Here is an 18,442-nt window from a genome sequence, read left to right as displayed (position 1 = left end):
GGGCAGGATGCCCGTCATAAAAAAAGGCCACCCGGAGTGGCCAATAAGACTGACAGTATCGAGGGCGCCCGCGGGCGCCTTTTTTTATTTAGTTTCCGGCAAGGGCGCGCGGGAACAGGACGTTATTTTCCAGGCTGATGTGCTCCATCAGATCGTCGATCAGTTCATTGATGCCGTTGTACATTGCTTTCCAGGTGGTGCAGGCTTCCGGCGGCGGCGTCACGTTATGGGTGATGTGCTTGATCACTTCCAGCAGCTCACCCGCTTCGTCGTGCTCGCTTTCCATCACGCTGATGGGGCCAGCGGCCTGGGTCCCCATGCCCTGCTTAATCATCGGGAACAGGATCTGCTCCTCTTTCATCATGTGGCTGGAGAGCTCCTGGTGCAGCATCGTCAGGTACTTGGTTAAGCCGTTCGGCACGTTGGGCTTATCGGCATGCACGCGCTCAACTTTGGTGGCCTGCAGAATAAGCTCCGGCAGCTGCTCGCGATGGCGGTCATGATAGCGCACGATAATGTGGTCGATGATCTCGGCGTAGGGTGCGACGCGCCAGTCGCGCTCTGCCGGCTCTTGCGCAAGCTTCATCAGCTCCGCTTCGATGACCGCGACGTCCAGCTCTTTACGCGATGCCGCGCGATCCAGCGTTTGTTTCCCGCCGCAGCAGTAGTCCATGTCGTATTTACGGAACAGTGCGGAGGCGCGCGGGATCGTCAGCGCCAGCTCGCCTAAAGGTTGGTCACGGAAAGCCATAGCAATTACCTCGTCATCAAGAATATAAGATGTATTTTAAATGCATCTTATCAGCAAGGAAATACCCCTTTCGGATACCAGGCTATTTTTTATTCGCGCTGACCTGCGCCACCAGCCGCGGCTTTTCCGGTCTGGCGCGCACGGCGGAGATAACGCCTAATACCAGCAGCAGGATACCGCTAAGCGTTAGCAGCGGCGGCAGGCTTTGGCGCAGCAGGAAGGTATACAGCAGGCCGGCAAGCGTTTCGAAGACGATAAGCGGCCCGAGGATCACCGTCGGCAGCTTCTGGCTGGCGATGTTCCAGCATAAAGCCCCGACCCACGAGCAGAGCACGGCGATGGCCAGCATCAGCGTCACGAAGACCAGCGGACGCGGGCCAAAGGGAAGGGGGAAGCTGACCTGCTGGCCGTGCAGCCACCAGCAGGCGGCGATGTAGCCCACCAGCGACAGCGGCAGCGTCACCAGCGCCTGCGCCGTTGCCCACATCATCGGATGCTTATCCGGATTTTCGCGCAGCCAGCGGGCGTTGCGCAGCGCGTACCACGCCCAGCAGGCAACGGAGATTAGCGCCAGCGCGATCCCGGAGCCGTAGCGCCAGAAGCTAAACGCCTCCATGTTCTGGCGCAGCTCGGCGATATTAACGGACGCCAGGCCGAGCGCAATGCACGCCAGCGCCGGGAATAAGCGCCGCCACGGCAGCTTGCCGTCGCGCTGGCTGTAGAGCAGGTTAGCCAACACCGGCAGCACCACCGGCAGGGTGCCGATGATCATGGTGGCGACCGGGGCGCCGGTACGCTGGATAGCGCTGGCCAGGCAAACATAATAGATAAGGTTGCCCATCATCGTCAGCCCGCAGGCAACCCACCAGTCCTGTGCCGAAAGCTGGCGCAGCCTCACGCGGCCGAGCCACGCCAGCGGCAGGGCGATGAGCCCCAGCGCCAGATAGCGCCCCATTGACTGCAATACCGCCGGGTACTCCGGCACTACCTGAGGGCCGACAAAAATCAGTCCCCACATCAACCCTGCCAGCAGGGCATACAGCACGCCGCTAATCATCTTGCCATCCATCATCGTTATCGTTGGCCAAAGTGTAGGGGAGGCCGGCGCGGGAATATTGTATGAGATTGCGCATTAGCGCCGGATGACCTGCTTTTGATAGCGCACCGGGGTAATCCCGTAGCGGCGGGTAAAGGCGCGGGTGAGATGCGACTGGTCGGTAAGGCCGGCGGCGGCGGCAACTTCGGCGGCGGGCATCCCGTGCGTCAGGAAGGCCTTGGCGCGCCACAGGCGAATAGCCATCAGCATTTGATGGGGCGTGACGTGGAAATGAGCTTTAAACTGGCGCTGAAAGTGCCACGGGCTGAGGGCGGCAACCTGCGCCAGCTCATCCAGGGTGACCGCGCGCATATAGTTATCGTGCAGATATTCGCGCACGCGCTCGAAGCGATGGGCCGCTTCCGTCAGCACCGGCGCGTGATGGGCAAACGGGCGAAAGGTGTCGATAAGGTCGAGCAGCAGGCCCTGCTGGGCCAGAGGATCGTCGGTGTGCCACAGGCCGTATATGAGATGACAGAGCTGTCGCGAGCGCTTTGGATCCTGGCGCACCACTTCGCTGAACCACCAGTGGCGCACGCCGGTCACCTCTTCCAGCAGCGCGGGATCGAGATAAACCATCCGATAGCGCCAGCCGTCGGCGGTTTCCGCTTCGCCGGTATGCAGCTCGTCGGGATTCATGGTGACGATGGAGTTCACCGCAGCGACGTACTGGCTGCCGCGATAGCGGAAGCGCTCGGCGCCCAGCTCAATCGCGCCAATGCCGAAGGCTTCGTGGGTATGCGGTTCGAAGGCGTAGCGGGAGATATGGGCGTGATACAGCTCCACGCCCGGCACCTGCGCCAGATGGCGAAAGCGCGCGCTGTCTCTCTCATCGCTGAACTGTTCCGGTACGCCCTGCATCTGCTTTCTCCCCGTAGGCCATCCCTGATTATCGGAGATGACCTGCGGGGATGCTACAAAAATTAACCAGTTTGCAACAGTTACAGAATGCCTTTGACGCTCTCCGCCAGGGAGGTGGTCGGGCGGCCAATCAGGCGGCTCAGGGTATGGCTATCGTCAAACAGGCCGCCCTGAGAGGCGCCGATATCGGAGTCCGCCAGCATATCCGCCAGCCCTGCCGGCAGGCCCACGCTCTTCAGCGCCGCGGCGAAGTCGGCTTCGCTAAGGTTCTGATAAACCACGTTCTTACCGCTCTGTTTGCTCAGCTCGGCGGCCAGCTCGCTGAGGGTCCAGGCCTCGTCGCCCGCCAGCTCGTAAACCTTCCCGGCGTGGCCCTCTTCGGCGATGACGCGGGCGGCTGCGGCGGCATAGTCGGCACGGGTTGCTGAGGCAATTTTACCGTCGCCGGCGGCGCCGATAAAGACGCCATGCTCCAGAGCCGGCGGCGCGCTGGCGAGATAGTTTTCGGTATACCAGCCGTTGCGCAGAAGGGCATAGGCGATACCGGACTCGGCCAGCATCTTCTCGGTTTCTACGTGCTCAGCGTGCAGGCCAAGCGGAGATTGATCCGCGTGCAGCAGGCTGGTGTAGGCGATAAATTTGACCCCGACGGCTTTGGCCGCCTGGATGACGTTGCGATGCTGGGACGCACGCTGGCCCACTTCGCTGGATGAGATAAGCAGCAGCTTATCCACGCCCTGCAGCGCGGCGGTGAACGCCGCCTGGTCGGTATAATCCGCCTGACGGACGACGAGGCCCTGCTGGCTGAGGGATTCGGCCTTCGCCGGGTTACGGACAATCGCCACAATCTGGCTGGCGGGAACGGTTTTTAACAGCTCTTGCAGAACGTGGTGGCCTAGCTGGCCGGTGGCACCGGTAATGGCGATCATGGGTCTTCTCCTTCGTGTTTATTGACTGTTGTGGTAAGCTAACACCTTAGCTAACTTTTAGTAAGTACGTACAAAAAGGTAAGTATGAAATGGCGAATCCGACGCTGAGTGAACAGCTGCGCGACGGCAATCTGTTTGCCGAGCAGTGCCCGTCCCGCGATGTATTGAAGCACGTCACCAGCCGCTGGGGCGTGCTGATCCTCGTGGCGCTGCGCGCGGGAACCCATCGCTTCAGCGATCTGCGTCGCAAGATGGGCGGAGTGAGTGAAAAGATGCTGGCCCAGTCGCTGCAGGCGCTGGAGCAGGATGGCTTTATCGACCGGGTGTCGTATCCGGTGGTTCCGCCGCACGTTGAATATAGCCTGACTCCTCTGGGTGAGCAGGTGAGCGAGAAGGTGGCGGCGCTGGCCGACTGGATTGAGCTGAACCTGCCCGCGGTTCTGGCGAACCACGAGCAGACCGTTGCCTGAGCAGAGAGCTACTTGCTCAGGTCCAGCTGATAGATGGCAAAGCCGATATCGTCGGTGGCAACCTGACGCATCGGGTACTGCGCCTGCTCTTTGATAAATGCCGCCGCTTTTTCGGTTGGCGCGGTTTCAAAGCGGATGTCCAGCGGCACCTTGCCGTGGATCGGCGCCAGGCGCCAGTTGTTATCCGCCGCCGGGTGGATGGCCCCCGCCTTTTTCGACTCAGCGCTAATCCATGCCGCCAGCACCGAACGGTTTTCATCCGGGGAAGCAAAAGCAATGTGGCTATCGCCGGTACCGGCGAACTTGCCGCCGTAGGCGCGGTAGTTATTCGTCGCGACAAGGAAGGTGGCCGCAGGGTCGATGGCCTTGCCGTTAAAGGTCAGATCCTTAATGCGCTGTGCCTGCGGGTTAATCATCTGGCACTCGCCGTCGTAGCGTGCCGGCTGGCTGACGTCAATCTGGTAATTGACCCCGTCAATCACGTCGAAGTTATAGGTGCGAAAACCGTCCCAGTTGATTAATGACTGCGGCCTGCTGCTGCTTGGGTCTATCTGATTGAACTGTCCGGCAGAGCACTCCAGCCACTCTTTAACCTCCTTGCCGCTTACCTTCATTACTACCAGGGTGTTCGGATAGAGATACAGATCGGCGGCGTTGCGGAAGGTGAGCTGACCTTTCTCCACTTCGACGAAGCTGGCGGGATCGTTCTTGCGTCCGCCGACCTTAAACGGCGCGGCGGCGGAGAGCACCGGCAGCTTCGCCAGGTCAGGATCGCCCTGAATAAAGTGCTCTACGTAGGCTTTCTGCGCCATATTGACCACCTGCACGGTCGGGTCGTCCTGCACCAGCGCAAGGAAGCTGTACATATTGTCGGAGGCGCGGCCGATAGGCTTGCTGACGAATTCGCGCGTCGCGTCGTGGTCGGCTTTTAGCACCGTCACCATCTTGCCATCTTCCGCGGCCAGCGACTTCTTCGCCACCGGATCGTAGATTGGCCGGGCTTCGGCCTTCGCCCGGGTGACCTGCCACCTGCCGTCGCTGTGGCTGAGGGCCAGATCGACGATGCCCAGATGATCGCCCCACATGCCTGGCATCACGGCCGGAACGCCGTTAAGCGTGCCCTGCTTGATATCCGCGCCCTTGATGTTGGCGAAATCTTTCCCCGGGAATACCGCGTGCGCGTGGCCGAACATAATGGCATCAACGCCCGGAACCTGGCTGAGGTAGTAGACCGAGTTTTCCGCCATGGCCTGATACGGATCGGCGGAGAGCCCCGAGTGGGCGATAACCACCACCAGGTCCGCGCCTTTCTCGCGCATTTCCGGAACAAATTTGCGCGCGGTTTCGGTGATGTCGTTAACGGTCACTTTGCCGGCGAGATTGGCTTTATCCCAGGTCATGATTTGCGGCGGCACGAAGCCGATATAGCCGATGCGCAGGGTCTGCGTCTTGCCCTCGCTATCCTCGACTTTAGTATCCTGAATCAGGTACGGGGTGAACATCGGCTGGCCGGTTTTTACGTCGATAATGTTGGCGTTGACGTAGGGGAATTTCGCGCCGAAGAGGGCCTTGTGCAGAAAATCGAGGCCGTAGTTAAACTCGTGGTTGCCGAGGTTGCCCACGGCGTAATCCAGCGTGTTCATGGCCTTATAAACCGGGTGAATATCGCCGCTTTTGAGACCTTTCGCCGCCATATAATCGCCCAGTGGACTACCCTGAATAACGTCGCCGTTATCGACCAGCACGCTGTTTTTCACCTCCTGGCGGGCTTTTTCAATCAGCGTGGCGGTGCGCACGAGGCCAAATTTTTCCGTAGCGGCGTCTTTGTAATAATCAAAATCCATCATATTACCGTGCAGATCGGTGGTTTCCATGATCCGCAAATCGACCGTCGCCGCGTTTACGCTGGCAGCGACCAGCGTGGCCAGGAGCGTTGCGCTAAACTTAATCATCAGAGGCGTCCTTTTTTATGAGCAATGGCACAGAAGAAAATGTATTTACATTCTGTTGCTTACAGAATTGTGAATCATGCCAGAAAAACGACAATTGAAACCGTCATCGCTATCACAGATAGCGGAACTCGCAGCGATGCGATATAAATAAAACAACGAGTTAACGCCACTGCAACCAGATGAGGTGGAGAATGTTAGAACAAGTATGTCAGCTTGCACGGATCGCCGGCGATGCCATTATGGAAGTCTATGATGGAAATCAGCCGATGGACGTCGCCAGCAAGAAGGATGATTCTCCGGTCACCGCGGCGGATATTGCTGCGCATAAAGTCATTATGAGCGGCCTGCTGGCGCTGACCCCCGATATCCCGATCCTGTCTGAAGAAGACCCTCAGGAGTGGCAGGTGCGCCAGCACTGGCAGCGCTACTGGCTGGTGGACCCGCTGGACGGCACCAAAGAGTTTATCAAGCGCAACGGTGAGTTCACGGTCAATATCGCCTTGATTGAGAAGGGTAAACCGGTGCTTGGCGTGGTCTATGCGCCGGTGATGAAGGTGCTGTACTGCGCGGAAAACGGCAAGGCCTGGAAAGAGGAGTGCGGCAGGCGTAAGCAAATTCAGGTTCGCGACGCCCGGCCTCCGCTGGTGGTCATCAGCCGCTCCCACGGCAACGATCCGGAGCTGGAGGAGTACCTGGAGCAGATCGGTGAACATCAAACCACTTCGATCGGCTCATCGCTGAAGTTCTGCCTGGTGGCGGAAGGTCAGGCCCAGCTCTATCCGCGCTTCGGGCCGACCAATAGCTGGGATACCGCCGCAGGCCATGCGGTCGCGGTTGCCGCCGGGGCGCACGTTCACGACTGGCAGGGAAGAACGCTCGACTACACGCCGCGTGAATCCTTCCTCAACCCCGGCTTCCGGGTATCTATTTACTGAGCAGCTTGTGCAGCAGGGCGACAACCTGCTGCACTTCATCCTGGGTTAGCGCACCGTCTTTAGCCCACTGAACGCGGCCGTCCTTATCCAGCACCACGATGGCCGAGCTCTCCTCCTGCAGCTGCCACGCCTTACGTGCCAGACCGTTATCATCGACGATAAACTGCGACCACGGGTAGAGCTGCTTGTTGCTCTCAATGCTGCTGCGCACGAACACGCCGGAGCCCGGGATCGCGTCATCGGTATTGACGATAGTGGTGGTCTGATAGCGATCGTGCGGCAGCTTCGCGGCCTTGATCGCCTCTATCAGCGTGGCGTTTTTCTCTTTTGCTGCCGTGCGTCCGGCGATGTGCTGTATCACGCGCACTTTTCCTGCCAGCTGCGAGCTATTCCAGTTTTTATAGCTAAACTTATCATTATCCAGAATGAGTTCTCCCCGGTCGGCGATGCCAACCGGCGCGACGCGCTGTCCATCGACAAAATTATGCGCTGAGGCGATCAGCGGAAGCAGAAGGAGTGAGGCTGCCAGAATTTTACGTAGGGCCATGATGTTTCCTTATTATGTACAGGTGATCCGACCACTTGGTCTGGCTTAAGCATAAGTGCGATTTATCGGCATGACACGCAATCAGAGTGCCAGATTGCGTGTTAACGCACATATCCGAATAAAATCGGTGACTTATACTCACTTCTACGTATGTATGAAAAGAAAATTCTTAATTAGTGTCATCAAAAGGTAAATAAACTTATGCATGCTGGGTATTACAGAAGTTCTGGACTATAGTTTCAGGGCATTAAAATTTGCGCTCTGGATTCGTGGGCTAAGTGTGGCACCACAGGAGCGTAACCCTGGCAGGAGACAACAATGAAAATTTTCCAACGCTACAATCCGCTGCAAGTGGCGAAGTACGTGAAGATCCTGTTCCGTGGACGGTTATATATCAAGGATGTTGGCGCTTTTGAGTTTGATAAGGGCAAAATCCTTATCCCGAAGGTAAAGGACAAGCAGCATTTTTCTGTGATGTCCGAGGTCAATCGTCAGGTTCTGCGTCTGCAAACAGAGATGGCTTAATCTGAAAAGTGGTATAGCTGTACGGTAAGAAAAACGGCTCCTGATGGGAGCCGTTAGTGTTTCTGAAGGCGGCGATTATGCCGACTCTTTTTCGCCTGTCATCGTTTCCGACTGCTTCGGTACCAGCACCGTCGGCTTGTTATCGATGCGGGTGACCAGCAGCTGATCGATGCGGTAGTTATCGATGTCCACCACCTCAAACTTGTAGCCTGAGAATTTCACCGCGTCGGTGCGCTTGGGGATTTTACGCAGCATAAACATCATAAAGCCGCCGATGGTTTCATAGTTGCCGGACTGCGGGAAATCGTCGATATCGAGCACGCGCATCACATCATCAATCGGCGTACCGCCGTCAATCAGCCACGAGTTCTCATCGCGGGCGACGATCTGCTCCTCCAGCCCCTGGCCAACCAGATCGCCCATCAGGGTGGTCATGACGTCGTTCAGGGTAATAATCCCCACCACCAGCGCATATTCGTTCATGATGACCGCAAAGTCTTCGCCGGCGGTTTTGAAGCTTTCCAGCGCTTCGGAGAGCGTCAGGGTATCGGGGACAATCAGCGTATTGCGGATCTGCACGCCGCCGGTCAGCACCAGGCTTTGATTCGCCAGCACGCGATTCAGCAGATCCTTGGAGTCCACGTAGCCGATGATATGGTCGATATCTTCGTTACAGACCAGGAACTTGGAGTGCGGATGCTCCGCAACCTTGTTCTTCAGGCTCTGCTCGTCTTCGTGGAGATCGAACCAGATAACGTTTTCACGCGAGGTCATCGACGACGGAACGGTACGCGATTCCAGCTCGAACACGTTCTCAATCAGCTCATGCTCCTGCTTACGCAGCACGCCGGCCAGCGCGCCGGCCTCAACGACCGCGTAAATATCGTCGGAGGTGATGTCGTCTTTACGCACCATCGGTATTTTGAACAGGCGGAAAATATTGTTGGCCATGCCGTTGAACAGCCACACCAGCGGGCGGAACACCATCAGGCAGAAGCGCATCGGGTTGATGATGCGCAAAGCCACGGCTTCTGGCGCAATCATACCGATGCGTTTCGGGGTCAGGTCAGCAAACAGGATGAACAGGCTGGTGACCAGCGTAAAGGAGATAATAAAGCTGAGCTGCTCGGAGAGTTCCGAGGACATATAGCGGCTTAGCAGGCCGTTGAAGGCCGGGGAGAATGCCGCATCGCCGACGATACCGCCGAGAATCGCCACCGCGTTCAGACCGATTTGCACAACGGTGAAGAACATCCCGGGGTTTTCCTGCATTTTGAGAACGCGCTGAGCGTTCAGGTTGCCATCATCGGCCAGCAGTTTGAGTTTGATTTTACGTGAGGCGGCCAGCGAGATTTCGGATATCGAAAAAAATGCGCTGACGGCAATCAGACAAAGTATTACTAAAATACTGTTTAACATAGTTTATCTAGCCGTTGAGGCCAGATCCTCGGAAGGGAAGTTGATAACTCTAATGTGGAATACATAAAAAACCGGTCCGAAGGCACTGGACCGGCTACAACACAGCCTAGTATAGCGTAAGGTACTGTAAAGCCGCCAGAGCGTTAATTGTGCGCCCCGGTAATATTCACTATCAGGCCTGTGGCGGCAGGCATACGCCGATCCCGCCGATCCCGCAGTATCCGTACGGATTTTTATGCAGATACTGCTGGTGGTCGTCTTCAGCATAGTAGAACGGCTTCGCCGTGGCTATCTCGGTGGTGATCTGTCGCGGGTCGTTGGCGTCGCGCATCGCCGCCTGAAAACGCGCCAGGCTCGCTTTGGCGGCCGCATCCTGCTCTGGCGTCAGCGGATAGATGGCCGAACGATACTGGGTACCACGATCGTTGCCCTGCTGCATTCCCTGAGCCGGGTCGTGGTTTTCCCAGAATACCTGCAGCAGCTGCTCATAGCTGACGACCTGCGGGTCATACACGATGCGTACGGCCTCGGCGTGGCCGGTATCACCGGAACAGACTTCGCGGTAGGTGGGGTTAGGGGTGTAGCCGCCGGTGTAGCCTGCGGCGGTGCTGTAAACGCCGGGCAGCTGCCAGAACAGGCGCTCAACTCCCCAAAAGCAGCCCATCGCCAGCAGCGCGACTTCCATTCCCGCAGGAACGTTAGTCATGGAGTGGCCATTGACGGCGTGGAGCGTTGCCACCGGCATAGGGGTGTTGCGTCCGGGTAGCGCATCCGCCTGGGCGACAAGATGCGTTTTATCAAATAGACTCACGGTTGGCCTCTCTGAAACATAAGTCGTAGTTAAGGTTGTAACGATGCGTGTCTTTTTACACAATAAACACGATCGGTACGTCTGGATTTAAACATAAGAATTATTTGGGTTATCGTCATTTTTTCAACCCTTAGCTGTTAGGGTTTTGTTAAGCCGGGGATCGGCGCTTTCGTTTCCTTCGGGGGGAAACAAGGATATTCAGGAGAAAACGTGCTACAAATCCGCCAGTTATGTGTCACCAGCCTTTTGCTGGTCAGCGGGGTCGCTAGCGCCGCGAGCGTGCGTTTGCAGGTTGAGGGGCTATCCGGGGAGCTGCAAAAAAACGTCCGTGCCCAGCTATCGACGATCCAAAGCGATGAAGTCACGCCGGATCGCCGCTTTCGCGCGCGCGTTGATGATGCCATCCGTGAAGGCCTGAAAGCGCTAGGTTACTACGAACCGACGATCGATTTTGATTTACGTCCGCCGCCGGCAAAAGGGCGGCAGGTGCTGATTGCCAAAGTGACGCCCGGCGAACCGGTGCGTATTGGCGGCACCGACGTTATTCTGCGCGGCGGTGCGCGAACCGACCGTGACTATCTGGATTTGTTAAAAACGCGTCCGGCAATCGGCACCGTGCTGAATCACGGCGATTACGACGGTTTTAAAAGCTCCTTGACCCGCGTAGCGCTGCGCAAAGGCTACTTTGATAGTGAATTCAATAAAAGCCAGCTCGGGGTCTCTCTCGATCGTCATCAGGCCTTCTGGGATATCGATTACGACAGCGGCGAGCGCTATCGCTTCGGCGCCGTGACCTTCAGCGGGTCGCAGATCCGCGACGAGTACCTGCAAAATCTGGTGCCGTTTAAGCAGGGGGATGAGTATACCTCCGAGGATCTGGCGGAGCTAAACCGCCGCCTGGCGGCCACCGGCTGGTTCAGCTCGGTGGTGGTCGCACCGGAGTTTGAAAAATCCAGAAAAACGAAAGTGCTGCCTCTGAAGGGCGTGGTCGCGCCGCGCAAAGAGAATACCGTCGAAACCGGTATCGGCTATTCTACCGACGTCGGGCCGCGGGTGAAGGCGACCTGGAAAAAGCCGTGGATGAACTCCTATGGCCACAGCCTGACCTCCAGCGTCAGCCTCTCCGCACCGGAGCAGCAGCTTGATTTCAGCTATAAGGTCCCGCTGCTGAAGAGCCCGCTGGAACAGTATTACCTGATGCAGGGCGGCTTTAAGCGCACGGATCTCAACGATACCAAAGCCGACTCCACCACCCTCGCGGCATCGCGTTACTGGGAGATGTCGAGCGGCTGGCAGCGCGCTATCAACCTGCGCTGGAGCCTCGATCACTTTACCCAGGCTAACGTCACCAATACCACCATGCTGATTTATCCCGGGGTATCGGTTAACCGCACCCGCTCGCGGGGCGGCCTGATGCCGACCTGGGGCGATTCCCAGCGCTATTCGGTGGATTACTCCAACACCATGTGGGGCTCGGATATTAACTTCGTCGTCGCCCAGGCGCAGGACGTGTGGATCCGCACCCTCTACGATCGTCACCGTTTTGTGGTGCGCGGTAACCTCGGCTGGATTGAGGCCGACAATTTCGACAAGGTCCCGCCGGATCTGCGCTTCTTCGCCGGGGGCGACCGCAGCATTCGCGGCTACAAATACAAATCTATCTCGCCAAAAGACGACGATGGCAAGCTGATCGGTGCATCGAAGCTGGCCACCGGCTCGCTGGAGTACCAGTACAACGTCAGCGGAAAGTGGTGGGGGGCGATGTTTATCGACGGCGGTGAGGCAGTAAGCGATATCCGCAAAAGCGACTTCAAAACCGGCGCCGGCGTTGGCGTTCGCTGGCAGTCGCCGGTCGGTCCTATCAAGCTGGATATCGCCGCGCCGGTCGGCGACAAAGACGAACACGGTTTACAGTTTTACATCGGTCTGGGGCCTGAATTATGAGTTTATGGAAGAAGATAAGCCTCGGGGTCGTGCTCTTTCTGGTCCTGCTGCTGGGCACGGTTGGCTTCCTGGTCGGCACTACCAGCGGCCTGCACCTCGTACTGAAGGCGGCGGACCGCTGGGTACCTGGCCTGGAGATCGGCAAGGTTACCGGCGGCTGGCGTGACCTGACGCTGGAGAACGTGCGCTTTGCCCAGCCGGGCGTGGCGGTGACCGCCGGTCAGTTCCACCTTGCGGTCAAATTACGCTGCCTGTGGGACAGCAGCCTGTGCGTCAACGATATTTCGCTGCGCGATATCTACGTCGCTATCGATACCGCAAAAATGCCGCCTTCCGCGCCGCCAGAAGAGGAAGATTCAGGGCCGCTGAATCTCTCCACGCCGTATCCCATCACCCTGAGCCGCGTCGCGCTGCAAAACGTTAACGTCAAAATTGATGATACCGCCGTGTCGGTGCGGGATTTCTCCACCGGCCTGCGCTGGCAGGAGAAAAACCTGACCCTGACGCCGACGTCGCTGCAGGGGCTGCTTATCGCGCTGCCGAAAGTCGCGAAGGTGGCGCAGGAGCAGATCGTTGAGCCGAAGATAGAGAATCCGCAGCCGGAAGAGAAACCGCTCGGCGAGACGATGAAGGCGCTGTTTGAGAAGCCGGTGCTGCCGGAAATGGCCGATGTCCACCTGCCGCTCAACCTCAATATCGAGGAGTTCCGCGGCGAGCAGCTGCGGATCACCGGCGATACCGATATGACCATCTACAGCCTGCTGCTGAAGGTCAGCAGCATTGACGGGCAGATGAAGCTCGATACCCTGGATGTTGATTCCGACCAGGGCAAAGTCACCGCCTCGGGCAGCGCGCAGCTGCAGGACAGCTGGCCGGTGGATATTACCCTCGACGGTACGCTGAATATTGACCCGCTCAAGGGCGAGAAGGTGCAGCTGAAGGTCGGCGGCGAGATGCGTAAAAAGCTGACGGTTGGCGTTGATTTAGCCGGCCCGGTGGCGATGACGCTGCGCGCCGAAACGCAGCTGGCGGAAGCCGGGCTGCCGCTCAATATGGAGCTGAAAAGCAAGCAGCTCTACTGGCCGTTTAGCGGCGAAAAGCAGTTCCAGGCCGACGATTTGCAGCTGAAATTCAGCGGCAAAATGACCGACTACGCCCTGGCGCTGAGCACCGCGGTGAAGGGGCAATCTCTGCCGCCGGCGAAAATCAGCCTCAATGCTAAGGGCAACGAGCAGCAGGTGAATATTGATAAGCTGACCGTTGCCGCGCTGGAAGGGAAAACCGAGCTGAAGGCGCTGCTCGACTGGCAGCAGGCGATCAGCTGGCGCGGCGAGCTGACTCTTGACGGCATTAATACGGCCAAAGAGGTCCCGGACTGGCCTTCGAAGCTCAACGGTCTGATCAAAACCCAGGGCAGCCTCTACGGCGGCAGCTGGCAGATGTCGGTGCCGGAGCTGAAAATCACCGGTAACGTGAAGCAGAATAAGGTTGATGTCAGCGGTTCCCTGCAGGGCAATAGCTATATGCAGTGGAAAATCCCCGGCCTGCACCTGGCGTTAGGCCCCAACAGCGCCGACGTGAAAGGCGAGCTGGGGGTTAAGGATCTGAATCTCGACGCCACCATCGATGCCCCGCATCTCGACAACGCCCTGCCGGGCCTTGGCGGAACGGCGAAAGGGCTGGTGAAGGTGCGCGGCACCGTGGAGGCGCCGCAGCTGCTGGCGGATATCACCGCCCGCGCCCTGCGCTGGCAGGAGCTATCGATTGCCCAGGTTAACGTCAAAGGCGACGTTAAATCCAGCGATCAGATTGCCGGCAATCTCGACGTGCGTATCGATCGTATCAGCCAGCCGGGCGTCAATATCAGCCTGGTGCAGCTCAATGCGAAGGGGAATGAGAAGCAGCATGACCTGCAGCTTAAAGTGCAGGGGGAGCCGGTCTCCGGCCAGCTGTCTCTGGCGGGGAGCTTTGACCGCAAAGAGGAGCGCTGGAGAGGAACGCTGAGCAATACCCGCTTCCAGACGCCGGTGGGCCCGGTTTCGCTGACGCGTAATATCGCGCTGGACTACCGTAACCGCGAGCAGAAAATCAGCATTGGGCCGCACTGCTGGGCCAACCCGAACGCCGAGCTCTGCGTGCCGCAGGCGATCGATGCGGGCGCGAGCGGACGGGCGGTCGTCAACCTCAACCGTTTCGACCTCGCGATGCTCAAGCCGTTTATGCCGGAAGCCACCCAGGCCAGCGGCGTATTTAGCGGCAACGCCGACGTGAGCTGGGACACCACCAAAGAGGGGCTGCCGCAGGGCAAGGTGACGCTGAACGGACGTAACGTGAAGGTAACCCAGACGGTCAACGATGCGCCGCTGCCGGTGGCTTTCGATACTCTGAACCTCACCGCCGATCTGCACAACAACCGCGCGCAGCTCGGCTGGCTGATCCGCCTGACCAATAACGGTCAGCTTGACGGGCAGGTTCAGGTCACCGACCCGCAGGGCCGACGCAATCTCGGCGGCAATATCAACATCAATAACTTCTCGCTGGCGATGATTAATCCGATCTTCTCGCGCGGGGAAAAGGCGGAAGGGCGGCTTAACGCCAACCTGCGCCTCGGCGGCGATGTGAAAAATCCGCAGCTGTTTGGTCAGATGCAGCTCAACGGCGTGGATATTGACGGTAACTTTATGCCGTTCGATATGCAGCCGAGCCAGCTGGCGATGAACTTCAACGGCACCCGTTCGACGCTGCAGGGAACGGTGAATACGCGCCAGGGGCAGATTAGCCTGAACGGTAACGCCGACTGGACCCAGATAGACAACTGGCGCGCGCAGATTGCGGCGAAGGGCAGCCGGGTGCGTATTACGGTACCGCCGATGGTGCGCCTGGACGTTTCGCCGGACGTGGTCTTTACCGCGACGCCAAGCTTGTTTAATCTTGACGGTAGCGTCGATATTCCGTGGGCGCGCATTGTGGTTAACGACGTGCCGGAGAGCGCGGTCGGCGTCTCTTCCGATGAGGTTATGCTGAACGACTCCCTGCAGCCGATTAAGCCGCAGAGCGCCGGTATCCCGATCAACAGCAACCTGACTATCCATGTCGGTAACAACGTTCGCCTCAGCGCGTTTGGCTTGAAGGCGCGCCTGACCGGCGATTTAAAAGTTGCTCAGGATAAACAGGGTCTGGGCCTCAACGGGCAGATCAATATTCCTGAAGGGCGCTTCCACGCCTACGGTCAGGATCTGATCGTCCGTAAAGGCGAGCTGCTGTTCTCCGGTCCGCCGGATCAGCCTTCGCTGAATATCGAAGCCATTCGCAACCCGGATGCCACAGAAGACGACGTAATTGCCGGCGTTCGCGTCACCGGCTCGGCCGACCAGCCGCGGGCGGAGATCTTCTCCGACCCGGTCATGTCGCAGCAGGAAGCGCTTTCTTATCTGCTGCGCGGCCAGGGATTGAGCAGCGGGCAGAGCGATAGCGCCGCAATGACGTCAATGCTTATTGGACTGGGGGTTGCACAAAGTGGTCAGGTTGTGGGTAAAATCGGCGAGACGTTTGGCGTAAGCAATCTGGCGCTGGATACCGAAGGGGTAGGCGACTCTTCCCAGGTGGTAGTCAGCGGCTATGTGCTGCCGGGTCTGCAGGTAAAATACGGGGTCGGTATCTTCGACTCTCTGGCGACGCTGACATTACGCTATCGCCTGATGCCTAAGCTATATATGGAAGCGGTGTCTGGCGTAGACCAGGCTCTCGATTTGCTCTATCAGTTTGAGTTTTAGCAATGCGAATATTTGTTTACGGCAGTTTACGACGCAAACAAGGCAACAGCCACTGGATGACCAACGCTCAGTGGCTGGGCGCTCATAGTGTCAACGATTATCAGCTGTACAGCCTGGGCCACTATCCAGGCGCGGTGCCCGGTGAAGGCACGGTACATGGTGAAGTCTATCGTATTGACGCATCGACGCTGGCCGAACTGGATGCTCTGCGTACCAAAGGCGGCGAATACGCGCGCCATCTTATCCAGACGCCGTATGGCGGCGCATGGATGTATGTCTATCAGCGCCCGGTTGAGGGGTTTACGCTGATAGAGAGCGGTAACTGGTTAGACAGAGACCAGTATTAAAAACGACAACGCCACCCTCGGGTGGCGCTGTTTTTTGCGGGCGCTAATCAGAACTCGACGCGCGCGCCGAGGTTATAGCGTCGACCCTCTATCTGACCGTACTCGCCCCACGAGGTGGTGCGTTTAGGGTCGGCATCAAACAGGTTATAGATCCCTGCCAGCAGCTGCGCGTTTTTGTTCACGCGATAGCGCAGGCCGACATCCACCATCGTATAGGCCTCATACTCATTGTGGCTGCCGCTATCGCGGTTGCTGCTGCGATAGTTCACTGTACTCCAGGCGTCCAGGCTCTGCGTTGCCGCCCAGCTGAGCGACAGATTGGCCATATGGCGCGGGTAGTCGTTCAGGGCATAGCCTTTTTCCGCCCCGCTTTTCTGCTCGCTGTGGTTGTAGGTGTAGTTGGCGTTAGCCTTGATATCGGCACTAATCTGCCAGTCAGCGTTGAGCTCGACGCCGTAGACGTCCGCTTTGCTGACGTTAAAGTACTTGTCGATTGAGTCTGCTTTGTAGCCGTTAACGGAGCACTGGCTGGTGGCCGAGGTTTCGCAGATGTTCTGCTCGGTAATTTTATCTTTGAACTGGGTATAGAAGACCGTGCCGTCAAGCGCCAGGGCGCTGCCCGTCCAGTACAGGCCGAGCTCGGAGTTAACGCTTTTCTCCGGCTTCAGGTCGTCGTTGCCGACCGTCAGGAAGGGATAGGGTACCGTTGAGCCGTGCGGCGTAATAAAGTCGCTGGAGGTCGCGCGCAGCTCCGGCTTTTTATAGCCTGCAGAGACCCCGCCCTTCAGCGCCCATGCGTCGCTAAACGCCCAGTTGCCGTACAGCTTAGGCGTGACGTGGGTACCAAAGTTATCATCGCGATCGAGGCGCCCTGAGGTGGTCAGGATGAAATCGCCGAGGGTCCAGCCGTCTTCGGCAAACAGCGCCCAGCCGTTGCGGCTCACTTTGGTAACCGGGGTGGATCCCGGCAGGGTTTTGTTGGCGATATCAAAGCGGTCATTCAGCTCTTCGCGGGTAAAGTTCGCGCCCACGGTCAGCTTGTGGTTATCCAGGCTCAGGGTTGTCTGGCTGTTGGCAACGTAGTTTTCCGTCTGCACGTATTGCGGCGTTTGCCCGTCATAGACGTACTTTGAGCGGCCCTTTTCATAATTAATGTAGTTGGTGGTGGCGACGGTATCGTCGGCATACCAGCCGGAGTGCGTCAGGGTTAAGGCGTCGCGGTCGAAGCGCCACGTCCAGGGCGTGCCGCGCTGCCAGGTCCGATTTTTCTCCTGCTCGCCGGTGACCACGTTCAGGTCAAAGAGGTTGTTCTCGCTGGCGGCCAGGCCGAGCGTCATATCGAGGGACTTGCGGTTGTGCTTGCCGAAGTAGTTTTCGCGTTCGTCATCGCGACGATCCAGCCAGTCGGCCGCGAGGCTCAGGCCGAGGACGTCGGGGATCAGCGGACCCATGGTGAACAGATTCATCTGGCTGGTATTGCCAAAATCACGGTGCTCCTGGAGCCAGGTGTTGGCGGCAAGGGCGCCGGTCCACTCCTTCACGCCGTAAGGCTTTTTGGTAATGACGTTCACCACCCCGCCGATGGCATCTGAGCCGTAGAGGGAGGACATCGGGCCGCGAATCACCTCAATACGCTCAATCGCCTCCATCGGCGGCAGGAAGCTGGCTTCGGTGCCGAGGTCCTGGCCATAGGGGCGAGATTCGCCGGTATTCTGCTTGACGCTGTTCACCATGAAGGCGGTGTAGGAAGGATCCATGCCGCGCATCATGATGCTGCCCGAGGATATTTCGCTGCCGCTCGACACCGACACGCCGGGGAGGTTTTTTATCGCCTCGCCGACGTTGCGGTCGGGCTGAATATCCAGCGTTTGGCGATCGATTGTCGAGATGGTCGCCGGTGCTTCACGCTTTTCCTGCGCAAAGCCGGTGGCGGTCACCACCATTTGATCTTCGCCGCTGCGCGAGGTTTCGCTGAGTTCTTCCGCCTGAGAGGGCAAAATAACTCCGCCGGATAGGGCGACGATCCCCGTAAGGGTAATCAGTTGACGCGTTTTCATAATATAGACACCTGCAAAGAGAAAA

The 18,442-nt window shown here is 58.2% G+C and carries 15 protein-coding genes; 6 read left to right on the top strand and 9 right to left on the bottom strand.

Annotation, left to right across the window (positions count from 1 at the left end; all coding sequences use genetic code 11):
• Positions 1-88: 88 nt before the first annotated feature.
• The 4 genes from ytfE to MMW58_RS26270 all read right to left on the bottom strand — a co-directional run bounded on the left by ytfE (position 89) and on the right by MMW58_RS26270 (position 3,637).
• Positions 89-751, bottom strand: a complete 663-nt coding sequence (gene ytfE, locus MMW58_RS26285; RefSeq protein ID WP_045853343.1) for an iron-sulfur cluster repair protein YtfE — start codon at positions 749-751, stop codon at positions 89-91.
• 82 nt (positions 752-833) lie between these two features.
• Positions 834-1,808, bottom strand: a complete 975-nt coding sequence (locus MMW58_RS26280) for a DMT family transporter (RefSeq protein WP_241723782.1) — start codon at positions 1,806-1,808, stop codon at positions 834-836.
• Positions 1,809-1,883: 75 nt separating this feature from the next.
• On the bottom strand, positions 1,884-2,708 hold the full coding sequence (locus tag MMW58_RS26275; RefSeq protein WP_241722426.1) for an AraC family transcriptional regulator: 825 nt from the start codon (positions 2,706-2,708) through the stop codon (positions 1,884-1,886).
• 80 nt (positions 2,709-2,788) lie between these two features.
• Entirely contained in the window at positions 2,789-3,637 is an 849-nt protein-coding gene (locus tag MMW58_RS26270; protein WP_241722425.1) for an SDR family oxidoreductase, read from the bottom strand.
• Between the two features lie 89 nt (positions 3,638-3,726).
• Here MMW58_RS26270 and MMW58_RS26265 point away from each other — a divergent pair, with 89 nt between their 5' ends.
• The gene (locus MMW58_RS26265) at positions 3,727-4,107 is read left to right on the top strand and encodes a winged helix-turn-helix transcriptional regulator (protein ID WP_041143735.1); all 381 of its coding nucleotides are present in this window, start codon (positions 3,727-3,729) and stop codon (positions 4,105-4,107) included.
• A gap of 8 nt (positions 4,108-4,115) precedes the next feature.
• On the opposite strand, the gene MMW58_RS26260 is transcribed toward MMW58_RS26265, so the two are convergent.
• Positions 4,116-6,059 (bottom strand): bifunctional 2',3'-cyclic-nucleotide 2'-phosphodiesterase/3'-nucleotidase, encoded by a 1,944-nt coding sequence (locus tag MMW58_RS26260; RefSeq protein ID WP_241722424.1) that lies wholly within the window; start codon positions 6,057-6,059, stop codon positions 4,116-4,118.
• A gap of 191 nt (positions 6,060-6,250) precedes the next feature.
• On the opposite strand from MMW58_RS26260, the gene cysQ reads away from it, so the two are divergent.
• Positions 6,251-6,994: a 3'(2'),5'-bisphosphate nucleotidase CysQ gene (gene cysQ, locus MMW58_RS26255; protein ID WP_045853338.1), complete on the top strand. Its 744-nt coding sequence runs from the start codon at positions 6,251-6,253 to the stop codon at positions 6,992-6,994.
• On the opposite strand, the gene MMW58_RS26250 is transcribed toward cysQ, so the two are convergent.
• The gene (locus tag MMW58_RS26250) at positions 6,984-7,541 is read right to left on the bottom strand and encodes a YtfJ family protein (RefSeq protein ID WP_133601079.1); all 558 of its coding nucleotides are present in this window, start codon (positions 7,539-7,541) and stop codon (positions 6,984-6,986) included. The two genes, cysQ and MMW58_RS26250, sit on opposite strands and share 11 nt — an antisense overlap.
• Before the next feature lie 318 nt (positions 7,542-7,859).
• Here MMW58_RS26250 and MMW58_RS26245 point away from each other — a divergent pair, with 318 nt between their 5' ends.
• Complete coding sequence (locus tag MMW58_RS26245; protein ID WP_041143739.1) at positions 7,860-8,066, top strand: DUF1107 domain-containing protein; 207 nt, start codon at positions 7,860-7,862, stop codon at positions 8,064-8,066.
• 75 nt (positions 8,067-8,141) lie between these two features.
• Here MMW58_RS26245 and paeA read toward each other — a convergent pair whose 3' ends face one another.
• Entirely contained in the window at positions 8,142-9,485 is a 1,344-nt protein-coding gene (gene paeA / locus MMW58_RS26240; protein WP_133601078.1) for a polyamine export protein PaeA, read from the bottom strand.
• 172 nt (positions 9,486-9,657) lie between these two features.
• Positions 9,658-10,296: a peptide-methionine (S)-S-oxide reductase MsrA gene (gene msrA, locus MMW58_RS26235; RefSeq protein WP_045853335.1), complete on the bottom strand. Its 639-nt coding sequence runs from the start codon at positions 10,294-10,296 to the stop codon at positions 9,658-9,660.
• Between the two features lie 210 nt (positions 10,297-10,506).
• Here msrA and tamA point away from each other — a divergent pair, with 210 nt between their 5' ends.
• The 3 genes from tamA to MMW58_RS26220 are packed head-to-tail and all read left to right on the top strand — an operon-like array spanning position 10,507 to position 16,360.
• Complete coding sequence (gene tamA / locus MMW58_RS26230; RefSeq protein ID WP_159237512.1) at positions 10,507-12,240, top strand: autotransporter assembly complex protein TamA; 1,734 nt, start codon at positions 10,507-10,509, stop codon at positions 12,238-12,240.
• Complete coding sequence (gene tamB / locus MMW58_RS26225) at positions 12,237-16,013, top strand: autotransporter assembly complex protein TamB (protein ID WP_241722423.1); 3,777 nt, start codon at positions 12,237-12,239, stop codon at positions 16,011-16,013. The genes tamA and tamB overlap by 4 nt, the downstream gene beginning before the upstream one ends.
• A gap of 2 nt (positions 16,014-16,015) precedes the next feature.
• Entirely contained in the window at positions 16,016-16,360 is a 345-nt protein-coding gene (locus MMW58_RS26220) for a gamma-glutamylcyclotransferase family protein (protein WP_133601075.1), read from the top strand.
• A gap of 47 nt (positions 16,361-16,407) precedes the next feature.
• Here the strand turns inward: MMW58_RS26220 and MMW58_RS26215 are convergent, their stop codons facing one another.
• On the bottom strand, positions 16,408-18,417 hold the full coding sequence (locus MMW58_RS26215; RefSeq protein ID WP_241722422.1) for a TonB-dependent receptor domain-containing protein: 2,010 nt from the start codon (positions 18,415-18,417) through the stop codon (positions 16,408-16,410).
• Positions 18,418-18,442: the final 25 nt, after the last annotated feature.

The organism is Klebsiella sp. HC6 (assembly GCF_022605325.1).
Lineage (GTDB): Bacteria > Pseudomonadota > Gammaproteobacteria > Enterobacterales > Enterobacteriaceae > Klebsiella > Klebsiella terrigena.
This window is presented reverse-complemented; position numbering and strand designations above follow the sequence as displayed.

What these genes read in the sequence shown, in the direction of transcription:
- ytfE (WP_045853343.1), bottom strand. Translation starts at nt 751, where the DNA reads ATGGCTTTCCGTGACCAACCTTTAGGCGAGCTGGCGCTGACGATCCCG.
- MMW58_RS26280 (WP_241723782.1), bottom strand. Translation starts at nt 1,808, where the DNA reads ATGATTAGCGGCGTGCTGTATGCCCTGCTGGCAGGGTTGATGTGGGGA.
- MMW58_RS26275 (WP_241722426.1), bottom strand. Translation starts at nt 2,708, where the DNA reads ATGCAGGGCGTACCGGAACAGTTCAGCGATGAGAGAGACAGCGCGCGC.
- MMW58_RS26270 (WP_241722425.1), bottom strand. Translation starts at nt 3,637, where the DNA reads ATGATCGCCATTACCGGTGCCACCGGCCAGCTAGGCCACCACGTTCTG.
- MMW58_RS26265 (WP_041143735.1), top strand. Translation starts at nt 3,727, where the DNA reads ATGGCGAATCCGACGCTGAGTGAACAGCTGCGCGACGGCAATCTGTTT.
- MMW58_RS26260 (WP_241722424.1), bottom strand. Translation starts at nt 6,059, where the DNA reads ATGATTAAGTTTAGCGCAACGCTCCTGGCCACGCTGGTCGCTGCCAGC.
- cysQ (WP_045853338.1), top strand. Translation starts at nt 6,251, where the DNA reads ATGTTAGAACAAGTATGTCAGCTTGCACGGATCGCCGGCGATGCCATT.
- MMW58_RS26250 (WP_133601079.1), bottom strand. Translation starts at nt 7,541, where the DNA reads ATGGCCCTACGTAAAATTCTGGCAGCCTCACTCCTTCTGCTTCCGCTG.
- MMW58_RS26245 (WP_041143739.1), top strand. Translation starts at nt 7,860, where the DNA reads ATGAAAATTTTCCAACGCTACAATCCGCTGCAAGTGGCGAAGTACGTG.
- paeA (WP_133601078.1), bottom strand. Translation starts at nt 9,485, where the DNA reads ATGTTAAACAGTATTTTAGTAATACTTTGTCTGATTGCCGTCAGCGCA.
- tamB (WP_241722423.1), top strand. Translation starts at nt 12,237, where the DNA reads ATGAGTTTATGGAAGAAGATAAGCCTCGGGGTCGTGCTCTTTCTGGTC.
- MMW58_RS26220 (WP_133601075.1), top strand. Translation starts at nt 16,016, where the DNA reads ATGCGAATATTTGTTTACGGCAGTTTACGACGCAAACAAGGCAACAGC.
- MMW58_RS26215 (WP_241722422.1), bottom strand. Translation starts at nt 18,417, where the DNA reads ATGAAAACGCGTCAACTGATTACCCTTACGGGGATCGTCGCCCTATCC.